The sequence below is a fragment of the Micromonospora sp. DT229 genome, assembly GCF_049844505.1.
Lineage (GTDB): Bacteria > Actinomycetota > Actinomycetes > Mycobacteriales > Micromonosporaceae > Micromonospora.
This window is the reverse complement of sequence record NZ_JBNCLD010000017.1, coordinates 19,342-35,178: the sequence shown is the minus strand read 5'-3', so window position 1 is coordinate 35,178 and position 15,837 is coordinate 19,342. Positions and strand designations below refer to the sequence as shown.

The 15,837-nt window shown below is 70.4% G+C and carries 11 protein-coding genes; 6 read left to right on the top strand and 5 right to left on the bottom strand.

Annotated elements, in window-relative coordinates; all coding sequences use genetic code 11:
* Positions 1-77 precede the first annotated feature (77 nt).
* Complete coding sequence (locus tag ACLQ2T_RS22730) at positions 78-713, bottom strand: MerR family transcriptional regulator (protein WP_425768373.1); 636 nt, start codon at positions 711-713, stop codon at positions 78-80.
* A gap of 140 nt (positions 714-853) precedes the next feature.
* Complete coding sequence (locus tag ACLQ2T_RS22725) at positions 854-1,738, bottom strand: helix-turn-helix domain-containing protein (RefSeq protein ID WP_425768372.1); 885 nt, start codon at positions 1,736-1,738, stop codon at positions 854-856.
* A gap of 777 nt (positions 1,739-2,515) precedes the next feature.
* Between ACLQ2T_RS22725 and ACLQ2T_RS22720 the strand changes: the two genes are divergently transcribed.
* Complete coding sequence (locus ACLQ2T_RS22720; protein WP_425768371.1) at positions 2,516-3,151, top strand: transposase family protein; 636 nt, start codon at positions 2,516-2,518, stop codon at positions 3,149-3,151.
* Positions 3,152-3,479: 328 nt separating this feature from the next.
* Here the strand turns inward: ACLQ2T_RS22720 and ACLQ2T_RS22715 are convergent, their stop codons facing one another.
* The 3 genes from ACLQ2T_RS22715 to ACLQ2T_RS22705 all read right to left on the bottom strand — a co-directional run bounded on the left by ACLQ2T_RS22715 (position 3,480) and on the right by ACLQ2T_RS22705 (position 6,805).
* On the bottom strand, positions 3,480-4,541 hold the full coding sequence (locus ACLQ2T_RS22715) for a carboxymuconolactone decarboxylase family protein (protein WP_425768370.1): 1,062 nt from the start codon (positions 4,539-4,541) through the stop codon (positions 3,480-3,482).
* A 66-nt stretch (positions 4,542-4,607) separates the two neighbouring features.
* On the bottom strand, positions 4,608-6,245 hold the full coding sequence (locus ACLQ2T_RS22710; protein WP_425768369.1) for an FAD-dependent oxidoreductase: 1,638 nt from the start codon (positions 6,243-6,245) through the stop codon (positions 4,608-4,610).
* Complete coding sequence (locus tag ACLQ2T_RS22705) at positions 6,242-6,805, bottom strand: DUF5987 family protein (protein ID WP_425768463.1); 564 nt, start codon at positions 6,803-6,805, stop codon at positions 6,242-6,244. The genes ACLQ2T_RS22710 and ACLQ2T_RS22705 overlap by 4 nt, the downstream gene beginning before the upstream one ends.
* A gap of 199 nt (positions 6,806-7,004) precedes the next feature.
* On the opposite strand from ACLQ2T_RS22705, the gene ACLQ2T_RS22700 reads away from it, so the two are divergent.
* The 5 genes from ACLQ2T_RS22700 to ACLQ2T_RS22680 all read left to right on the top strand — a co-directional run bounded on the left by ACLQ2T_RS22700 (position 7,005) and on the right by ACLQ2T_RS22680 (position 15,823).
* Positions 7,005-7,190: a hypothetical protein gene (locus tag ACLQ2T_RS22700; protein WP_425768368.1), complete on the top strand. Its 186-nt coding sequence runs from the start codon at positions 7,005-7,007 to the stop codon at positions 7,188-7,190.
* A gap of 116 nt (positions 7,191-7,306) precedes the next feature.
* The gene (locus ACLQ2T_RS22695) at positions 7,307-8,302 is read left to right on the top strand and encodes a DUF1702 family protein (RefSeq protein ID WP_425768367.1); all 996 of its coding nucleotides are present in this window, start codon (positions 7,307-7,309) and stop codon (positions 8,300-8,302) included.
* Positions 8,303-8,502: 200 nt separating this feature from the next.
* On the top strand, positions 8,503-9,546 hold the full coding sequence (locus ACLQ2T_RS22690) for a DUF1702 family protein (protein ID WP_425768366.1): 1,044 nt from the start codon (positions 8,503-8,505) through the stop codon (positions 9,544-9,546).
* Positions 9,543-15,386 carry an SDR family NAD(P)-dependent oxidoreductase gene (locus ACLQ2T_RS22685; RefSeq protein ID WP_425768365.1) on the top strand — a complete coding sequence of 1,948 codons (5,844 nt, stop codon included), beginning with the start codon at positions 9,543-9,545 and terminating at the stop codon, positions 15,384-15,386. The genes ACLQ2T_RS22690 and ACLQ2T_RS22685 overlap by 4 nt, the downstream gene beginning before the upstream one ends.
* Positions 15,383-15,823: an acyl-CoA thioesterase gene (locus tag ACLQ2T_RS22680; RefSeq protein ID WP_425768364.1), complete on the top strand. Its 441-nt coding sequence runs from the start codon at positions 15,383-15,385 to the stop codon at positions 15,821-15,823. The genes ACLQ2T_RS22685 and ACLQ2T_RS22680 overlap by 4 nt, the downstream gene beginning before the upstream one ends.
* Positions 15,824-15,837: the final 14 nt, after the last annotated feature.

Genomic DNA, 15,837 nt, shown 5'->3' with positions numbered 1-15,837 from the left:
GGTGCGGGGGGGGGCCCCCCCCCCCCCGGGGGGGCCCCCCCACCCCGCTACTCGTGTCGCCCGTGGCCGGCGGTTCGTCAGTCCGGCCCCTGGCGGGGGAACCGCTCGTTCGCCAGGTGTTCGTACGCCATCCGGCGGATCGCGGTGTTCGCCACCTCGAGAAGGATGGCGCGTACGACGACGGACGCCCGCTCACCGCCGTCGTGACCTTCCTCGAGCAGGTCCAGCTCCCGGGTGGCGAGCTGCTCGGCCGCCTCCGCGTAGGGCTTGAAGAACTCGACCCCCTTGCCGCACCCGAGCCGGTCCATCGCCGCCAGCACCTGCGCCAGCGTGGTGCGGCTCGACGCGTCGTCGGACACGTCCCATCCCAGGCCGTTGACGAACCCGTCGACCTGGGCACGCTCGGTCGAGGTCTCCACCGGATCCTTGGCGCTGTCCGTGGGATGCAGGGCCTGGTTGACTATCGCCAGGAGCTCGACCACGGTCCTACGACTGTCCTCGATGGCGCCCAGCAGCTCGCGTATCGCCGAGAGCTCGAGCTGTCCGAGACTGGTCAGTGCGCGGATCATGCTGAGCCGCAGCCGGTGTTCCGCATCGTACTGCGCCTGGTTGCGGGCGGTGGGACGACCGGGCGGAAGGAGCCGTTCCCGTAGGTAGAACTTGATTGTGGCCACGGGTACACCGGTTTGCCTGCTGAGATCCGAGATGCGCATCGCCGTTCCTTACCTACACCAGCCGGTGCCAGAGTCTTGCATGGGCCGCAGCGATCGTCAGCGGCGCACCTTCCGGTCAGGGCGCCCAGGTGCCCGCACGGTCACCGGCCGGGCACCTGGGGAGGCACCCGGCCGGGTGGTCATGCGGCCGAACGATCCGCGGTCTCCAGCGGCCTTCTGGACGGACGACCGCCTGCGACGGGCGAGGTGAACGGCCGGCCGTTCGGCGCGGCGGCAACGCTCGGCGCCAGCTCGGTCCTGGCCCGGCTTTGCGCGACCTGGGTCAGCGCCAGCTTGCGCGCATTCATGAGCGCTAGTAGCACGGGTGGATCCAGGGTTCGTAGCGGCTTCAGATCGACGTCGATGTCGACGACCGTGTCCTCCCGTACGTCGATTGGTCCGTGGGTGGCCACGAAGACTCCATGCTGATCCGTGACGTCGGCGGCAGGCTGGTCGTCCATGGACACGGACTGCGCGAGCAGGTACCAGGTGCCAAGGGGCACCTGGTCGAACTCGAAGCGGCCGGCGCGAGGGAGCACGGCACAACGTATGGGCTTCCCTTGGGGGATCCGGTCGACGAAGAGCCCGACGAACACCGGCCTCGGCTCGTCGCCGCCGGCCTGGCGGATCTGGCCGTGCACCCTTGCCTGCGACTGGTTGTCGCCGTCCTCGGCGCTGAGGATGCGGTTGGCGTACCCGGCCCGCTGCCGGTAGACCGTCGGCGGCATGCCGACGCTGCGGCTGAAGCGGGCGCTGAAGGTGCCAACGCTGTTGTAGCCGACCATCAGACTGATGTCCGCGACCTTCAAAGATGTCGTGACCAGGAGATGCTTGGCGCGTTGCAGGCGTAGCGCCGACAGGAAACGACCCGGTGACACGCCGGTCGCACGCTGGAAGATCCTGGTGAAGTGAAACTTGCTGAACAGGGCCGCACGGGCCATGTCGTCAACGGTGAGCTGCTCCCCCATGTTCTGGCGCATCGTGTTGATGGCGCGCCTAACGGCCAGCTCGATTGACTCCTCCACCGTGCCTCCGATCGATCGCATGTCGGAACTCGGGTGCGATTGCCCGGCGATACGGCAGCCGAACTGGCAGGGTGATCCAGCTCCGCGATATTGGTGGCGACGGTTCCCATTGCCGTATCGACCGAACGATTGCACACGCCAAACAAATTAAATTGATTGCTTAGCGTCTTTCCGAACCCCCGTTGGCGGTACGTCTTAAGCGTCGACGTTAGCCGAGCACTGGCCGGCAGGCAATGCTCGCGTCGCGATCCGACCAGCTAGCGCAAGTGTGAAGAGGGCTGTACTACGGACGGTGATTCCTTCCCGCGTGCCGAGCCGTTGTAGAAATACGCACGGTGATTTCTTCCCGCCTGTCGGGCCGTTGTGGAAATGGATAGCTGAGCGTGCCACTTTCCAGGATGGGTTGTACAAATAACCAATAATTGATCGGTCAAGGAGATGTGTGGGCCGGTCAGGCCGGTGAAGGGCGGGTCGAAGCCGGTCGGCGGGGCGTCGGGTGGACCGCCTGCGGGGGGTCGCCGCCCAGTACCCGGCCGCCTTTGCCGGCTGGTCGAGCCGTCGCACGGCCACTCCTCAAAGCGGACGGACCCCTCATTCCGGGAAAGTTGCCCGGCCATATCTGGGCTCCTGGATACAATTAGCCGATTTACAGTGGAAATTAGTCCACTTGCGGTCATCTTGCGGCTGCGACCGTCGTTGAGAGTTTCGTCACGGTCGGTGTTGGGGGGATATGGGCGTCCCGTAACTCGGTGTTCGGTAATGGTGGATCATGTCCGGGTGCAGGTGATCACGGCGTCTCGCCCGGAATGGGTCCTTCCGTTCACCGGGTTGCAGCCCGTCCAGTTCCGCCGGCTGGTCCGGCTGGTCGCCGAGCGGGGCGGTGACGCGATCGCGGACGGGCGACCGGGCCGGCAGTGGTCACTCGACCTCGCCGATCGGGTGTTGCCGGTCGCCGCGTACTGGCGGACGAACCTGACGATGCGGCAGATCGGTCCACTGTCCGGGGTGTCGCACTCGGCGGTGCACCGGGTCATCGACACCCTCGGCCCACTGCTGGCCCTGGCCCCGGTACACAGGCGGCGGGTCGACCAGGTCACGATCGTCGACGGCACCCTCGTCTACCGCACCTCCGGCATCGACGCCGAGCTCACGGGGCGGCCAGTCATGGCCGACGGCGCCTACCGCGGCAACCCCGACGTGATCATCCCCTGCCGCAAACCAGCCGACGGCAGAGCACTGCCCGACTGGAAGAAGAGCCTCAACAGGCACCACCGCAGCGTCCGAGCCCAGGTCGAACACGCCCTGGCCGGTATGAGGACCTACCAGATCCTGCGCGATTATCGCCGCGCCCGCACATTGACGAACGCCGCTTCCGGTATCGCCCACCTCAACAACATCATCCTGCTTGAGTGACGCCAGCAAGCAGCGCCTTCACCGAGCTACGAGACGTCCTTTCAGGGTGGATCTTCTGGCCTCTTTCCGGCCGGCTCAACATCGTCGACCCGCCGCCCGGAAGTGACTGCCGAAGCGGCGAAGAAGAGGGGCGCGTGGCCGGGCTCGGGATAGTCCGTTTGCCGCTGGCACTTCCTTTTTGCACACTTATCCGACTTGCAGTCGATACTGCCAGTCGCCTCGGTGCCGATAATTGCGGTACGCTGCTCGGATGGCCGTCCGGCCTATTGGCTAGTATTACGCGTGTAAATCTATGAATTGGTATCGGTGCGGGTGGCGTGGGTGCCGCTCACCGGGCAGCGGCCAGTGACGCACCGACCCGGCGGGCAGCCGTGAAGCTGGCCCACCCGGCGATCTCGATGACCCGCCGGCCGTCGTGCGGGTCGTTGACGGCCTCGACCACGGCGTCGGTGACCCGGTAGGAAGCCAGCGCGACCATCAGGGTCAGACGACCCAGGGCGCGCTCGTGTGCGGGCAGCGTGTTCACCGTGTCGTCGAACCAGCGGCCGGCGCCGATAGCCGGTGGCTCGCCGGTCGGCAACAGATCGCCTACCATCCGCCGCGCGCCGGCCGGCACACTGCGCTGGCCTCCGGCGTCGAACACCGCAGCGGCCCGGGACAACGCGGCCGCGATCCGGGGCTGACCCTCGGCCCACCAGAAGTCGGTCGGCAGCGGCGCGGTCGGCAGCAGGTCGACCGAGGTGCCCGGCCGGGCCGGCACCCGGGCCAGCCGGCCCATTTTCCAGGCCGCGGCGCTGCGAGCCAACATCCGGGCGCGACCGCTTACCGGTGGCAGCGGCGAGTCCGGCAGGAAGACGTTGACCATACGGTTGTAGTAGTGGAAGGCAGTGGCGACGCCGACCAGCTCCGGTTCGTGTGCCCGGGGAAAGGGGGGAGGTGCCGGCGATCCCCGCGACGGTGCCGTGCCGCTCGCCCGGGCCCAGCGGGCCAGCGCGCGTAGGGATGGATCCGCAACCGCGTCGATCCGGTCCGCCATCACGTGCGCGGCGTCCGTACCGGCATTCAGCCCGGCCAGGGTGGCGCCGTGGACGTCCACACAGTACGGACAGCTGTTGGCCAGTGACACCGCGGCGGCGACGATCTCCTTGGCGGCCCGGCTCACCATGCCCTCGACGATCAACGTCTCACGCAGGATCGTCCAGGCCGCCGCCAGCTGCGCCGGTGCCGGCGCGTGCAGCGCGACCGGTGGCGCGAGGAGACCGAAGTCCTCCTCGACCTGCCGGTAGACCTGGGCCACGAGGCCGCTCGCCTGGCGGGGTGGGACCGTGGGAACGTGACGGATGTGCGCCAGCGTGATCCGACGGGTGGTACGGGCGAACAACGAAGTCACGGTTGCTCCATCCGGGCGGGCCGGCGCCACGACGAACGTCAGCCGCGGTGGCGCCGGCCAAACGGGTCAGGCGCCGGGGGCCACCGCGCGGCGGCCCGCCGTGGCCCCGTCCGGGGCTGGCGCGCCATATCGTACGTCGATCCCGCGCGCCTGCGCTGCCGCCACGATCCCGGGCATGGCCCGTTCGGCCAGTGCGGCGATCGTGGAAGCGGGATTGACCGTCAGCGCCCCCGGCACGGCCGAGCCGTCCGTCACGAAGATGCCCGGGTGGTCGCGCAGCTCGTGCCGGTCGTCCAGAGCCGAGGTGGCCGGATCGTCACCGATCCGGCACGACGCCAGCGGGTGGACGGTGTACGCGCCGACCAGGTCGTTGGTCCACGGCGCGACCCGGGCGAGACCGTCACGTTCGAGGATGTCCTTGATCTCCGCGTCGGCGAGGTCCCAGCCCCGTCGGGTGTTGGCGGTCGGCTCGTACCGCAGCGGACCGTGTCCCAGCATCTGCTGCGAGAAGCGGTTGGCGTTGCCGGTCTCCGGCGGCGGCCCGAACACACCCTCGTTGTCGTCCTCGGACATGATGAAGATGGTCAGCCACGACTGCCACCGCCGCATCAGCTCCTTCTTGTCCACCCCGAACCAGCTCGGCCCGGTCGCGTCGGGCACCTGCGCGAGGATCGTGCCCAGCGCCGGGGGGAAGTAGAGCTGCTCCAGCGAGAACCGCTCGAACTCGGGCAGCGACCCGTCCAGGCGGTCCCAGTTGGCCACGGTGGGTCCGCGACCGATCTGGTACGCCTCGTACGCCTTGCCGCCGTCGCGGGTGAGCCCGAGCACGTCGCGTACCCGCTGCTCGTCGAAGACCGCGGTGTTGAGGCGCTCGCCGTTGCCGGAGAAGTACCGGCCCACCGCGTGCGGCATCTTGCCGAGATCCGGCTCCGAGCGTTGCAGGATGACCGGGGTCGCGCCCGCGCCGGCCGCCAGAATGACGATCTTCGCGTCGATCTCGCCGGCCTCGTGCAGGACGCGGTAGTCCTCACCGTCGACGATCCGGTGGTGCACCCGGTAACTGCCGTCATGGTTGCGGGTCAACTTCTGCACCTCGTGCAACGGCCGGATCTCGGCCCCGTACGCCTGCGCCGCCGGCAGGTAGTTGAGCAGCAGGGAGCGCTTCGCGTCGAACCGGCACCCGGCCATCATCCAGTTGCAGTTGGTGCACCGGGACAGGTCGATCCCCGACGGTGCCGGGTTGGCGGTGCGACCGGCGTGCCGGCACGCCGCCGCCCACAGCCCGCCCGCGTACGGCACCTGGTCCCACGAGGTCGTGGTGATGGGCAGCGCCTCGGCGACCCGGTCGTACCAGGGGTCGAGGGCGTCGCGGGTGATCGACGTCGGCCACATGCGACGGCCGATGCTGCCGCGCCGATCGAAGACGAACCGGGGCGCGCGGGGCATGGTCGCGAAGTAGACGACACTGCCGCCGCCGACGCAGTTGCCCCCCAGGATGCTCATCCCGTCGCCCACCACGAAGTCGAACACCCGGGTGTACGAACTGCCGAGCTTCATGTCGTGGTCGAACTCGTCGGCACGCAGCCACGGGCCGCGCTCCAGGACGGTGACCCGGGCGCCGCCGGCCGCCAGGTGGTAGGCCGCGATCGCGCCGCCGAAGCCGCTGCCGATGATGACGACGTCGGTGGATTCCACAGTGCTCATGCAGGGCTGCCTGTCGTCGTGGTGTCCGGGTGGAGGTCGGCCAACTGTCGGCCGTACGAGAAGCGGGAGAAGCGCCACAGCCCGTCCGCATCGGGACTCGCGAAGCCGATGCCGAGCAGTCCGGGGTGGCCGGAGGCGAGGGCCTCCGTCGTACTGATGTGGGCGGCGCTGTCGTAGGCCATGTTGCTGAACAGGGCCAGCCCGACCCACATCTGCTTCTCCGGGTGGTCCGGCGCGCACAGGTGCGCCACCAGGGCGGTGCGGTCGGCGAAAGGCAGCGCGACGAACGGGGGTACGTCGTCGTCGAGGGTGAGGCCGTTTTCGCGGGCGTACTCCGTGGCGTAGTCGTTGAGCTCCGCCACGGCGATGTCGAGTGCGGGAAGGAGGCCACCTGCCGGATCCTCCAGCAGCGCCACCGCCCCCGCCTCGACCGCACCCCCGTCGTCGACGACACCCGCAATCGCCCGATCCTCGGGCGACCGTTTGGCCCCGGGGACGATGGTGTCGGCGAACGCTTCCAGAACCGCCACGCGGTCCGGGTCCTGCTCGGCGCTATCCATTGACACGGGACTTCCTCTCTGTCGAGTCCTCTCAACGGTGCGGCGGCGGGGCAGGGGAGGCATCTCTGTCGTTGCGTTCGTCGCTGTCGGCTCCAAGGAGAACCCCGGGCGGCGCGGCCGACCACCACGAATGATCGTTCGGAAGCCGGGCGCAACAGCCGCATTCTCGAAGATTTCGATAGTCGTCGCTGCCGAAAGAATGGCGGCTGACACCGGCGCCATCGTCGTCGCGCACTGGGCCGAGCACCTCGCGTGGGCCTTCCAGATCTGGGCCCTCGGCCGGCCCGTCAAGGACGATCCGCTCACCGTCGTACTCCTCGTTGCGGATCTGGCGCTGCTCGTCCTGGCCGTCGTGTCGGCCCGCCGACCTCCGGACTCCTCCTGACCATCGCGCCGACGCCTGAGCGTGCACGTCAGCGCACACCAGGAGGCGCGCGTCGCCGTCCGGGCGTATGACGATGAGTCCGGATCGCGCCGCACGTTCCAGGAGAGGAGTACGACATGCCGACCACTCTCGGTACGCTGCGCCGGCTGGTGCTGACACCCGCGCTGGTGGAGACGACGTTCGCCCGCCGCGGTTTTCCGGTCCGCGACGACGAGGTCACCCAGCGGCTGGAGGCGATACCGCAGGCGGTGATCTGCGGCTTCGAGTGGGGCATCGAGTCGCCCGGCCACTGGGAGTTGGAGCGCCGGCTCAACCTCGTCGACGTCGAGATGCGGGGGTTCGCCTACGAGGGCGCGGCGATGGCACTCACCGTGCTCGACGCGATGGGCACCGGCCGGGCGCAACGGGCCCGGCAGTTCCTGACCGGACCCGCCGTGCCGCACACCCTGCTGACGTACATCGGCATCGGCTTCGCCATGGCCCGCCTGCCGCGTCCGCTGTGGCGCAAGGTGGTGCCCGATCTGACCGGTACGCCGTACTACCCCACGATGAGCTGGCTGGCCGTCGACGGGTACGGGTTCGACAAGGCCTTCTTCCACACCGCGCGGTACGTGACGAGGCAGGAGACGCTGCCGGCGTACCCGTGGCTCGGCCGCGCCGACTACTTCCCGCACGCGGTCGACCAGGGCATCGGCCGGGCGCTGTGGTTCATCCACGGCGCGGACTGCGCGGCGGTGACCGCCGCCGTCGGCCGGTTCGCGCCCGAGCGGCACGCCGACCTGTGGAGCGGTGTGGGGCTTGCGGCGACGTTCGCCGGTGGAGCGTCCAGTGAGCAGCTGTCCCGGTTGCGCGACGACAGCGGTGGGTACGCCCCGCACGTGGCGCAGGGCGCGGTGTTCGCCGCGCGGGCGCGGGACCTCGCCGGCTACACCCCGGCGCACACCGCCGTCGCCGTCCGCGCGCTGACCGGTCTCGAGACCGAGCGGGCGGCGGCTCTCGCCGACGAGGTGGTCGCCGGTGGGCTCGACGACGGCCCGGAGCCGGACTACGAGGTGTGGCGTCGCCGGATCCGGGAGTGTTTCACCACCGACCGGCCGACCACCGTCGGTTGAGCACGGGGTTTCCCGAGTCCGGCGGTGCCGCCGCCGAACAGCGAGTCTAGCGATTTCCGCTATCGATTTCTTCTTCGACTTTTCAACGTGTGCGATTTCGGTTTCTCAATTCGGAATTCCGCGTCCCGCAAGCATGAAGAAGAAAGTCCAGGTAGGGGCAGGGAAGATGGCATCATGCTGGACACGATTAGAGGTTTCGGATGAAGGCATTACGGACGCTGCGGCGTCGAATTCTCACCCCCGACGTCGCCGACACCAAGATGGACGTCCGGGGATTCCACGTGAAGAACGACGCCGCGCGCGAGCGCCTGGAGACCATCGGTGCCTCGTTCGTGGCGGGCTTCGCCGCAGCGGCCGAGAGCGACCGCGCCGCGGCGGCGACCGGGCCACTGGAGCAGGTCCCGGCCGGGTTCCGGGGATTCGCGTACGAAGGCGCGGCGATGGCGTTCGCGGTCCGGGACGCCCTGCGCCTCGGACAGCGGCGGCACGTCGCCGAGTTCCTGGCGGGGGAGGGGGGACGGCACGTCTACATGGCCTACGTCGGGGTGGGGTGGGCGATGGCCCGGCTGCCCCGGCTGCGCTGGCCCACCCTGCACGACAAGGATCCGCTGCTGCGCTGGCTGGTGCTCGACGGCTACGGCTTCCACCAGGCCTACTTCCACACCACCAAGTACGTGCAACAGGCCTACCGGCATCGGGACTTCCCCTGGCCGGCGGACCACCGGACCGATTACGCCACCCGGGTCATCGACCAGGGTGTGGGCCGCGCCACCTGGTTCGTGGGCGGTGCCGACCCGCGTCGGGTGGTACGCCTGTTCGAGGAATTCGCCGAGGAGCGTCGACCGGACCTCTACGCCGGTGCCGGCCTCGCCGCCACGTACGCCGGCGGCGCCACCCGCGAGGAGTTGGAATGGTTCCGTGACGCCGCCGGCCCGTACCGGGCCGATGTGGCGCAGGGCGCCGCGTTCGCCGCGGGTGCCCGGGACCTCGCCGGTCTGACCATGCCGCACAACGAGGTGGCGACCCAGGTCTTCTGTGCGATGCCGGTCGTCGAGGCGGCCCGGGTCACCGACGCCACGCGGGTCGGGCTCAGCGAGTCCGCCACCCTGCCGGCCTACGGCCTCTGGCGGCGGCGGACCGCCGAGGTGTTCGCGGAATCCGTTGGGACGGGACCGTCCTGGACCGACAGCAGAGCAGGTTCTAGGCGGATGTCATCGCCGCAAGAGGAGAGCGAAGTCGCATGACCAGAATCGCTGTGGTCGGCATGGCGTGCCGATATCCCGACGCCACCTCACCGACCGAGCTGTGGGATAACGCTGTTGCTGGACGCCGCGCGTTTCGCCGCCTTCCGGACACCCGGATGAATCTGGCGGATTACTGGGACGCCGACCCGGCGACACCGGATCGCTTCTACGCACGCAACGCCGCCGTGATCGACGGATACGAATTCGATCGGCTGGCACACAAAATCGCCGGAAGCACGTTCCGGTCCACGGACATGACCCACTGGCTGAGTCTGGACATCGCCGGCATGGCGCTGGCCGACGCCGGCTTCCCGATGGGGGAGGGGCTGCCCCGGGAACGGACCGCGGTGATCGTCGGCAACACCCTCACCGGCGAGTTCTCCCGGGCGAGTGTGTTGCGCCTGCGCTGGCCGTACGTGCGGCGGGTGGTGGCCGGGGCGCTCAAGCAGCGGGACTGGGACGACGGCCAGCTCGCCGACTTCCTCGGCGCACTGGAGGAGTCGTTCAAACGTCCGTTCCCGCCGGTCGACGAGGACACCCTCGCGGGCGGCCTGTCCAACACCATCGCCGGGCGCATCTGCAACCACTTCGACCTCAAGGGCGGCGGCTACACGGTCGACGGCGCGTGCTCGTCGTCGCTGCTGTCGGTGGTGACGGCCTGTCGCAGCCTGCTCGACGGCGACGTGGACGTCGCGATCGCCGGTGGTGTCGACCTTTCCATCGACCCGTTCGAGATGATCGGGTTCGCCAAGACCGGCGCGCTGGCCACCGGCGAGATGCGGGTCTACGACCGCGACTCCAACGGCTTCTGGCCGGGCGAGGGCTGCGGCATGATCGTGCTGATGCGTGAGGCGGACGCGATCGAGGCCGGAAACCGAATCTACGCCTCGATCCCCGGCTGGGGTGTGTCCTCCGACGGCAAGGGCGGCATCACCCGCCCCGAGATCGACGGCTACCGGCTCGCGCTGCGTCGGGCGTACGAGCGCAGCGGCTTCGGTGTCGACACCGTGGGGTACTTCGAGGGCCACGGCACCGGTACCCGCATGGGCGACATGGTCGAGCTGACCGCGCTGTCCCAGGCCCGGCTCGCCGCCAACCCCAGCGCCCAGCCCGCCGCGATCAGCTCCGTCAAGGCGATGATCGGGCACACCAAGGCCGCCGCCGGCGTGGCCGGCCTCATCAAGGCCGCCATGGCCGTGCACCACCAGACGGTGCCGCCGACCATCGGCTGCGTCGACCCGCACGAGGTCCTCACCACGGGTACTCCCGCCCTGCGCGTACTGCGCCGGGCCGAGGCCTGGCCCACCGACGTGCCGGTGCGGGCCGGCGTGACGGCGATGGGCTTCGGCGGTATCAACACCCACGTCGTTCTCGAGAGCCACCGGCCACGCCGCCAGGCCCGGCTGACGAGCTCCGTGCGGGCCCTGGCCGCCTCGGCCCAGGACGCCGAGCTGCTGGCGGTCGACGCCCGGTCACCGCAGGAGTTGGCTGCCCGACTGGACCAGCTCATCTCGTACGTGCCGACGCTGTCCTACGCCCAGCTCGCCGACCTGGCGGCGGCCCTGCACCGGGACCTGCGCGGCCTGCCGTTCCGCGCCGCGGTCGTCGTCTCCTCGCCCGAGGATGCGCTGCGCCGCCTGCGACGGGTACGTGAGGTCGTCGAGTCGGGTGAGACCTCGATGCTCAACGGGGACCAGCGCTGCCTGCTCGGTCACGTCACCGGCCCGGCCCGCGTCGGTTTCCTGTTTCCCGGTCAGGGCTCCGGGCGGGGGATGAGCGGTGGCGCGCTGCGCCGGCGGTTCGTGGAGGTCGAGGAGATCTACCTCCGCTCGGGCCTGCCGACCGCCGGCGACGTGGTGGCCACCGAGGTCGCCCAGCCGCGGATCGTCACCGGGTCCGCCGCCGGACTGCGGGCGCTGAGTCTGCTCGACATCGATGCGGCGGTGGCGGTCGGGCACAGTCTCGGCGAGATCGCGGCGCTGCACTGGGCCGGCGCGGTCGACGAGGAAACCCTGCTGCGGATCACCGGCGTACGCGGTCGCATCATGGCCCAGCGCAGCGCCTCCGGCACGATGGCCAGCGTCAAGTCCACGCCGGACACGGTGCAGTCGCTGATCGGCGACCTGCCGGTGGTCGTGGCCGCCTACAACGGGCCCACCCAGACCGTCGTCGCCGGAGCGGTCGACGCGGTACGCACGGTGTGCGACCGGGCCACCGCCGCCGGCCTGAGCGCGGCGTTGCTGTCGGTGTCCCACGCGTTCCACTCGCCACTGGTGGCACCGGCCGCCGACGCCTTCGCCGAGGCCCTGAGCGGCGAGCACTTCGCCACGGTGGGCCGCAAGGTGGTGTCCACCGTCACCGGTGACGTGCTCGCGCCGGACACCGACATCGCCGACCTGCTGCGCCAGCAGATCACCGATCCGGTGTTGTTCGCGCAGGCCCTGGCGCTGGCCGCGAAGAACACCGACCTGTTCATCGAGGTGGGACCGGGGCGGGTGCTGACCGGCCTCGCCGCCGGGCTCACCGACGTGCCGGCGGTCGCTCTCAACACCGACGACGAATCCCTGGCCAGCCTGTTGACCGTGGTCGGTGCCGCGTACGTGGTCGGTGCCGCGCCCATCGGGGCGGCGCTGTTCACCGACCGCCTGGTCCGGCCGATCGAGATCGGCGCACCGATGGCCTTCCTCACCAACCCGTGCGAGCAGGTGCCGACCGTGGATCTGCCGGCGGCGCAGCCGGTCCGTCTGGCGCCGGACGCGCCGGTGACCGGGACGGTCGCCGGGCCAGCCGCCGCAGCGCCGGTGGCGGAGGGCGGCAGCACGCCGGTGGCCGCCGGCATCTCGACCGAGGACCTGTTGCGGCAGATCGCCGCCGAGCGGGCCGAGCTGCCGCTGGACCTGGTCAAGCCGAGCAGCCGCCTCCTCGACGACCTGCACCTGAGCTCGATCACCGTGGCTCAGTTGGCCAACCGGTTGGCGCAGCAGCTCGGCCTTCCGCCGGCCCAGGTACCGATGAACTTCGCCACCGCAACCGTCGAGGAACTCGCCCAGGCCCTCGACGAACTGGTCGGCACCACAGGTAACGCGGACGCCGGGACCACGCCGTCCGTCGCCGGCGCCGCCGCCTGGTCACGGCCGTGGCGGGTCGACTTCGACGTCGTACCGCTGGGGCCTCGCCCCGCGCCGGAGAACACCGGACGGTGGCAGGTGTACGCCCCGACGGAGCACCCGTTCGCTGCTGCGCTCATCGAGGCGTTGGGGCGGGCTCGGGTCGGTGGCGGCGTACTGGTCTGCCTGCCGCCGCACTGCACCGAGGCGGACCTGGAGCTGGCCCTGCGCGGCGCGCGGGAGGCGCTGACCGGTGAGCCCGGTCACCGGTTCGTGCTCGTGGGCGAGGGCCGCGGTGGTGCCGCCATCGCCCGGACGCTGCGGCTGGAGGCGCCGCACCTCAGGGTAACCATCGTCGACCTGCCCACCGACGCCATGACGGTCGAACGGGTGGTCGACGAGGTGGCCGCGACGGCGTCGTTCGTGGAGGTCCGCTACGACGCGCACGGCGCCCGTCGGCTACCGACGCTGCGGGCCATGTCAGTCCGCGCAGCCCAGCCGTCGGCGCCGCTCGATGCAGGGGACGTACTGCTGGTCACCGGCGGCGGCAAGGGAATCACCGCTGAGTGCGCGCTGGCCATCGCCCAGGACAGTGGCGCCGCGCTGGCCCTGCTCGGGCGTTCCGACCCGGCGCAGGACGAGGAGCTGGCGGCGAACCTGGCCCGCATCCAGCAGGCCGGGGTGCGGGTCCGGTACGCCCGGGCCGACGTCACCGACGCCGAATCGGTGCGCCGTGCCGTCGGTGAGCTGACCGCCGAACTCGGCGCCGTCACCGCCGTGCTGCACGGTGCCGGTCGCAACGAGCCGTCGGCGCTGACCAGCCTCGACATGGACGACTTCCGGCGTACCCTGGCCCCGAAGATCGACGGGCTGCGCGCGTTGCTCGACGCCGTCGACCCGCAGCGGCTGCGCCTGTTGGTGACACTCGGCAGCATCATCGGTCGGGCCGGTCTGCGTGGCGAGGCGCACTACGCCACGGCCAACGACTGGCTGGCCGAGGAGACCACCGCCTTCGCGCAGCGACACCCGCAGTGCCGGACCATCTGCATGGAGTGGTCGGTGTGGTCCGGCGTCGGCATGGGTGAGCGGCTGTCGGTCGTGGAGACCCTGAGCCGGGATGGAGTCACCCCGGTCACCCCGGAACAGGGGCTGGCGATTCTGCGGCGCCTCGTCAACGACCCCGACGTCCCGAACGTCGTCGTTGTCAGCGGGCGCACCGAGGGCATCGACACAGTCCGCAAGGATCTGCCCGAGCTGCCGCTGCTGCGGTTCGTCGACCGGGTGCTGGTCCGTTACCACGGGGCCGAGCTCGTCTGCGAGACCGACCTGAACGTCGGCACCGACCTTTACCTCGCCGACCACCTCCTCGACGGCAACCTGCTCTTCCCCGCGGTGTTCGGCATGGAGGCGATGGCCCAGGTGGCACACGCGGTCACCGGGTCCGACGCGCTGCCGGTGATCGAGGACGCGGAGTTCCTACGGCCGATCGTCGTACCGCCGCACGGCCGGACTCGGATCCGGGTGGCCGCAGTGGTGACCGACGACGACGTCGTGCGGGTGGCCATCCGCAGCGAGGAGACCGAGTTCACCACCGACCACTTCGTGGCGACGCTGCGCCTGGGCGGGCCGGCTCCTGTTGCCGGGCCGCCGGATCAGGTCGACGACGCGACGGAGCCGGTGCCGCTGGTGCCAGCCGACGACCTCTACGGCGGCCTGCTGTTCCAGGGCCAGAGGTTCCAACGGCTGCGCCGTTACCATCGGGCCGCCGCCCGGCACGTCGACGTGGACGTCGAGGCGACGGACGCCGACTGGTTCGCCTCGTACACCGCCGGGACGCTGCTGCTGGGGGACCCGGGCGTACGCGACGCACTCATGCACGGCAACCAGGTCTGCGTACCACAGGCGACGCTGCTGCCGGCCGGGGTGCGCCGCATCCAGCCGGGCGGACCGGCCCTGGCCACGGCCAGTGCCCTGCGCTACTGCGCGACGGAACGCAGCCGTGACGGCGACACCTACGTCTACGACATCGCGTTGCGGGACGCCGACGGCACCGTCCTGGAACGGTGGGAGGGGCTGCGGCTGACCGCGGTTCGTAAGCAGGACGGTCGCGGTCCCTGGGTGGCACCGCTGTTGGGGCCCTTCCTGGAGCGGGCGATCGGCGACCTGACGGGTGTGCCGCTGGCCGTCGCCGTCGAGCCGGACAACGATCCGGACGAGCGGGACGCCGCGGGCGGGCACGTTGCCCGGCGCCGGGCCCGCACGGCGGTCGCCGCGAGTCGGGCGTACGGGCGGCCCGTCGAGGTGATCTACCGGCCGGACGGGCGTCCGGAGGTCGTCGACGGGGCGCCGATGTCGGCCGCGCACGGCGCGGGGGTGACCCTCGTGGTCACCGGCGAGGGCCTGCTCGGCTGCGATGTCGAGGCCGTGGTGCCCCGCGAGCCGGCGGACTGGTCCGGGTTGCTGGGGCGGCACGCCGACCTCGTCGCGCAACTGGTACGCGACACCGGGGAGGACGAGCACACCGCGGCGACCCGGGTCTGGGCGGCGGTGGAGTCGCGACACAAGGCCGGCCTGCCGCCGGATGCCCCGCTGAGCATCGTGCCGAAGCACCACCAACGGTGGGTCTCCTTCCGCAGCGGCGGTGCCCTCGTCACGACCTTCGTCACCACGCTGCGCGACCTCGACACGCCGGTCGTGTTCGCGGTCCTCACGGAAGGGAACGCCGAGCGGTGAGCAGCTCCTACTACGAGATCCGACACGTTGTCGGGTTCGAGGAAACCAACATCGTGGGCAACGTCTACTACGTCAACTACCTGCGCTGGCAGGGGCGTTGTCGGGAGATGTTCCTCAAGGAGAAGGCGCCGGCGGTCCTGGCCGACCTCCAGGGCGACCTGAAGTTGTTCACTCTCAAGGTCGACTGCGAGTTCTTCGCCGAGATCACCGCGTTCGACGAACTCGTGATCCGAATGCGCCTGCTGGAGCTGGCCCAGACCCAGGTCGAGTTCGGCTTCGACTACATACGGCTGGCGCCGGACGGCGGCGAGACGCTCGTCGCCCGGGGCACCCAGCGGGTGGCGTGCATGCGCGGGCCGAACACCCGCACCGTGCCCACCCGGGTACCGGAACCCTTGGAACGCGCACTGGCACAGTACGCGGTCGCGCGTGCGTGACACCGCAGGAGGTC

What these genes read in the sequence shown, in the direction of transcription:
- ACLQ2T_RS22730 (WP_425768373.1), bottom strand. Translation starts at nt 713, where the DNA reads ATGCGCATCTCGGATCTCAGCAGGCAAACCGGTGTACCCGTGGCCACA.
- ACLQ2T_RS22710 (WP_425768369.1), bottom strand. Translation starts at nt 6,245, where the DNA reads ATGAGCACTGTGGAATCCACCGACGTCGTCATCATCGGCAGCGGCTTC.
- ACLQ2T_RS22705 (WP_425768463.1), bottom strand. Translation starts at nt 6,805, where the DNA reads ATGGATAGCGCCGAGCAGGACCCGGACCGCGTGGCGGTTCTGGAAGCG.
- ACLQ2T_RS22700 (WP_425768368.1), top strand. Translation starts at nt 7,005, where the DNA reads ATGGCGGCTGACACCGGCGCCATCGTCGTCGCGCACTGGGCCGAGCAC.
- ACLQ2T_RS22695 (WP_425768367.1), top strand. Translation starts at nt 7,307, where the DNA reads ATGCCGACCACTCTCGGTACGCTGCGCCGGCTGGTGCTGACACCCGCG.
- ACLQ2T_RS22690 (WP_425768366.1), top strand. Translation starts at nt 8,503, where the DNA reads ATGAAGGCATTACGGACGCTGCGGCGTCGAATTCTCACCCCCGACGTC.
- ACLQ2T_RS22685 (WP_425768365.1), top strand. Translation starts at nt 9,543, where the DNA reads ATGACCAGAATCGCTGTGGTCGGCATGGCGTGCCGATATCCCGACGCC.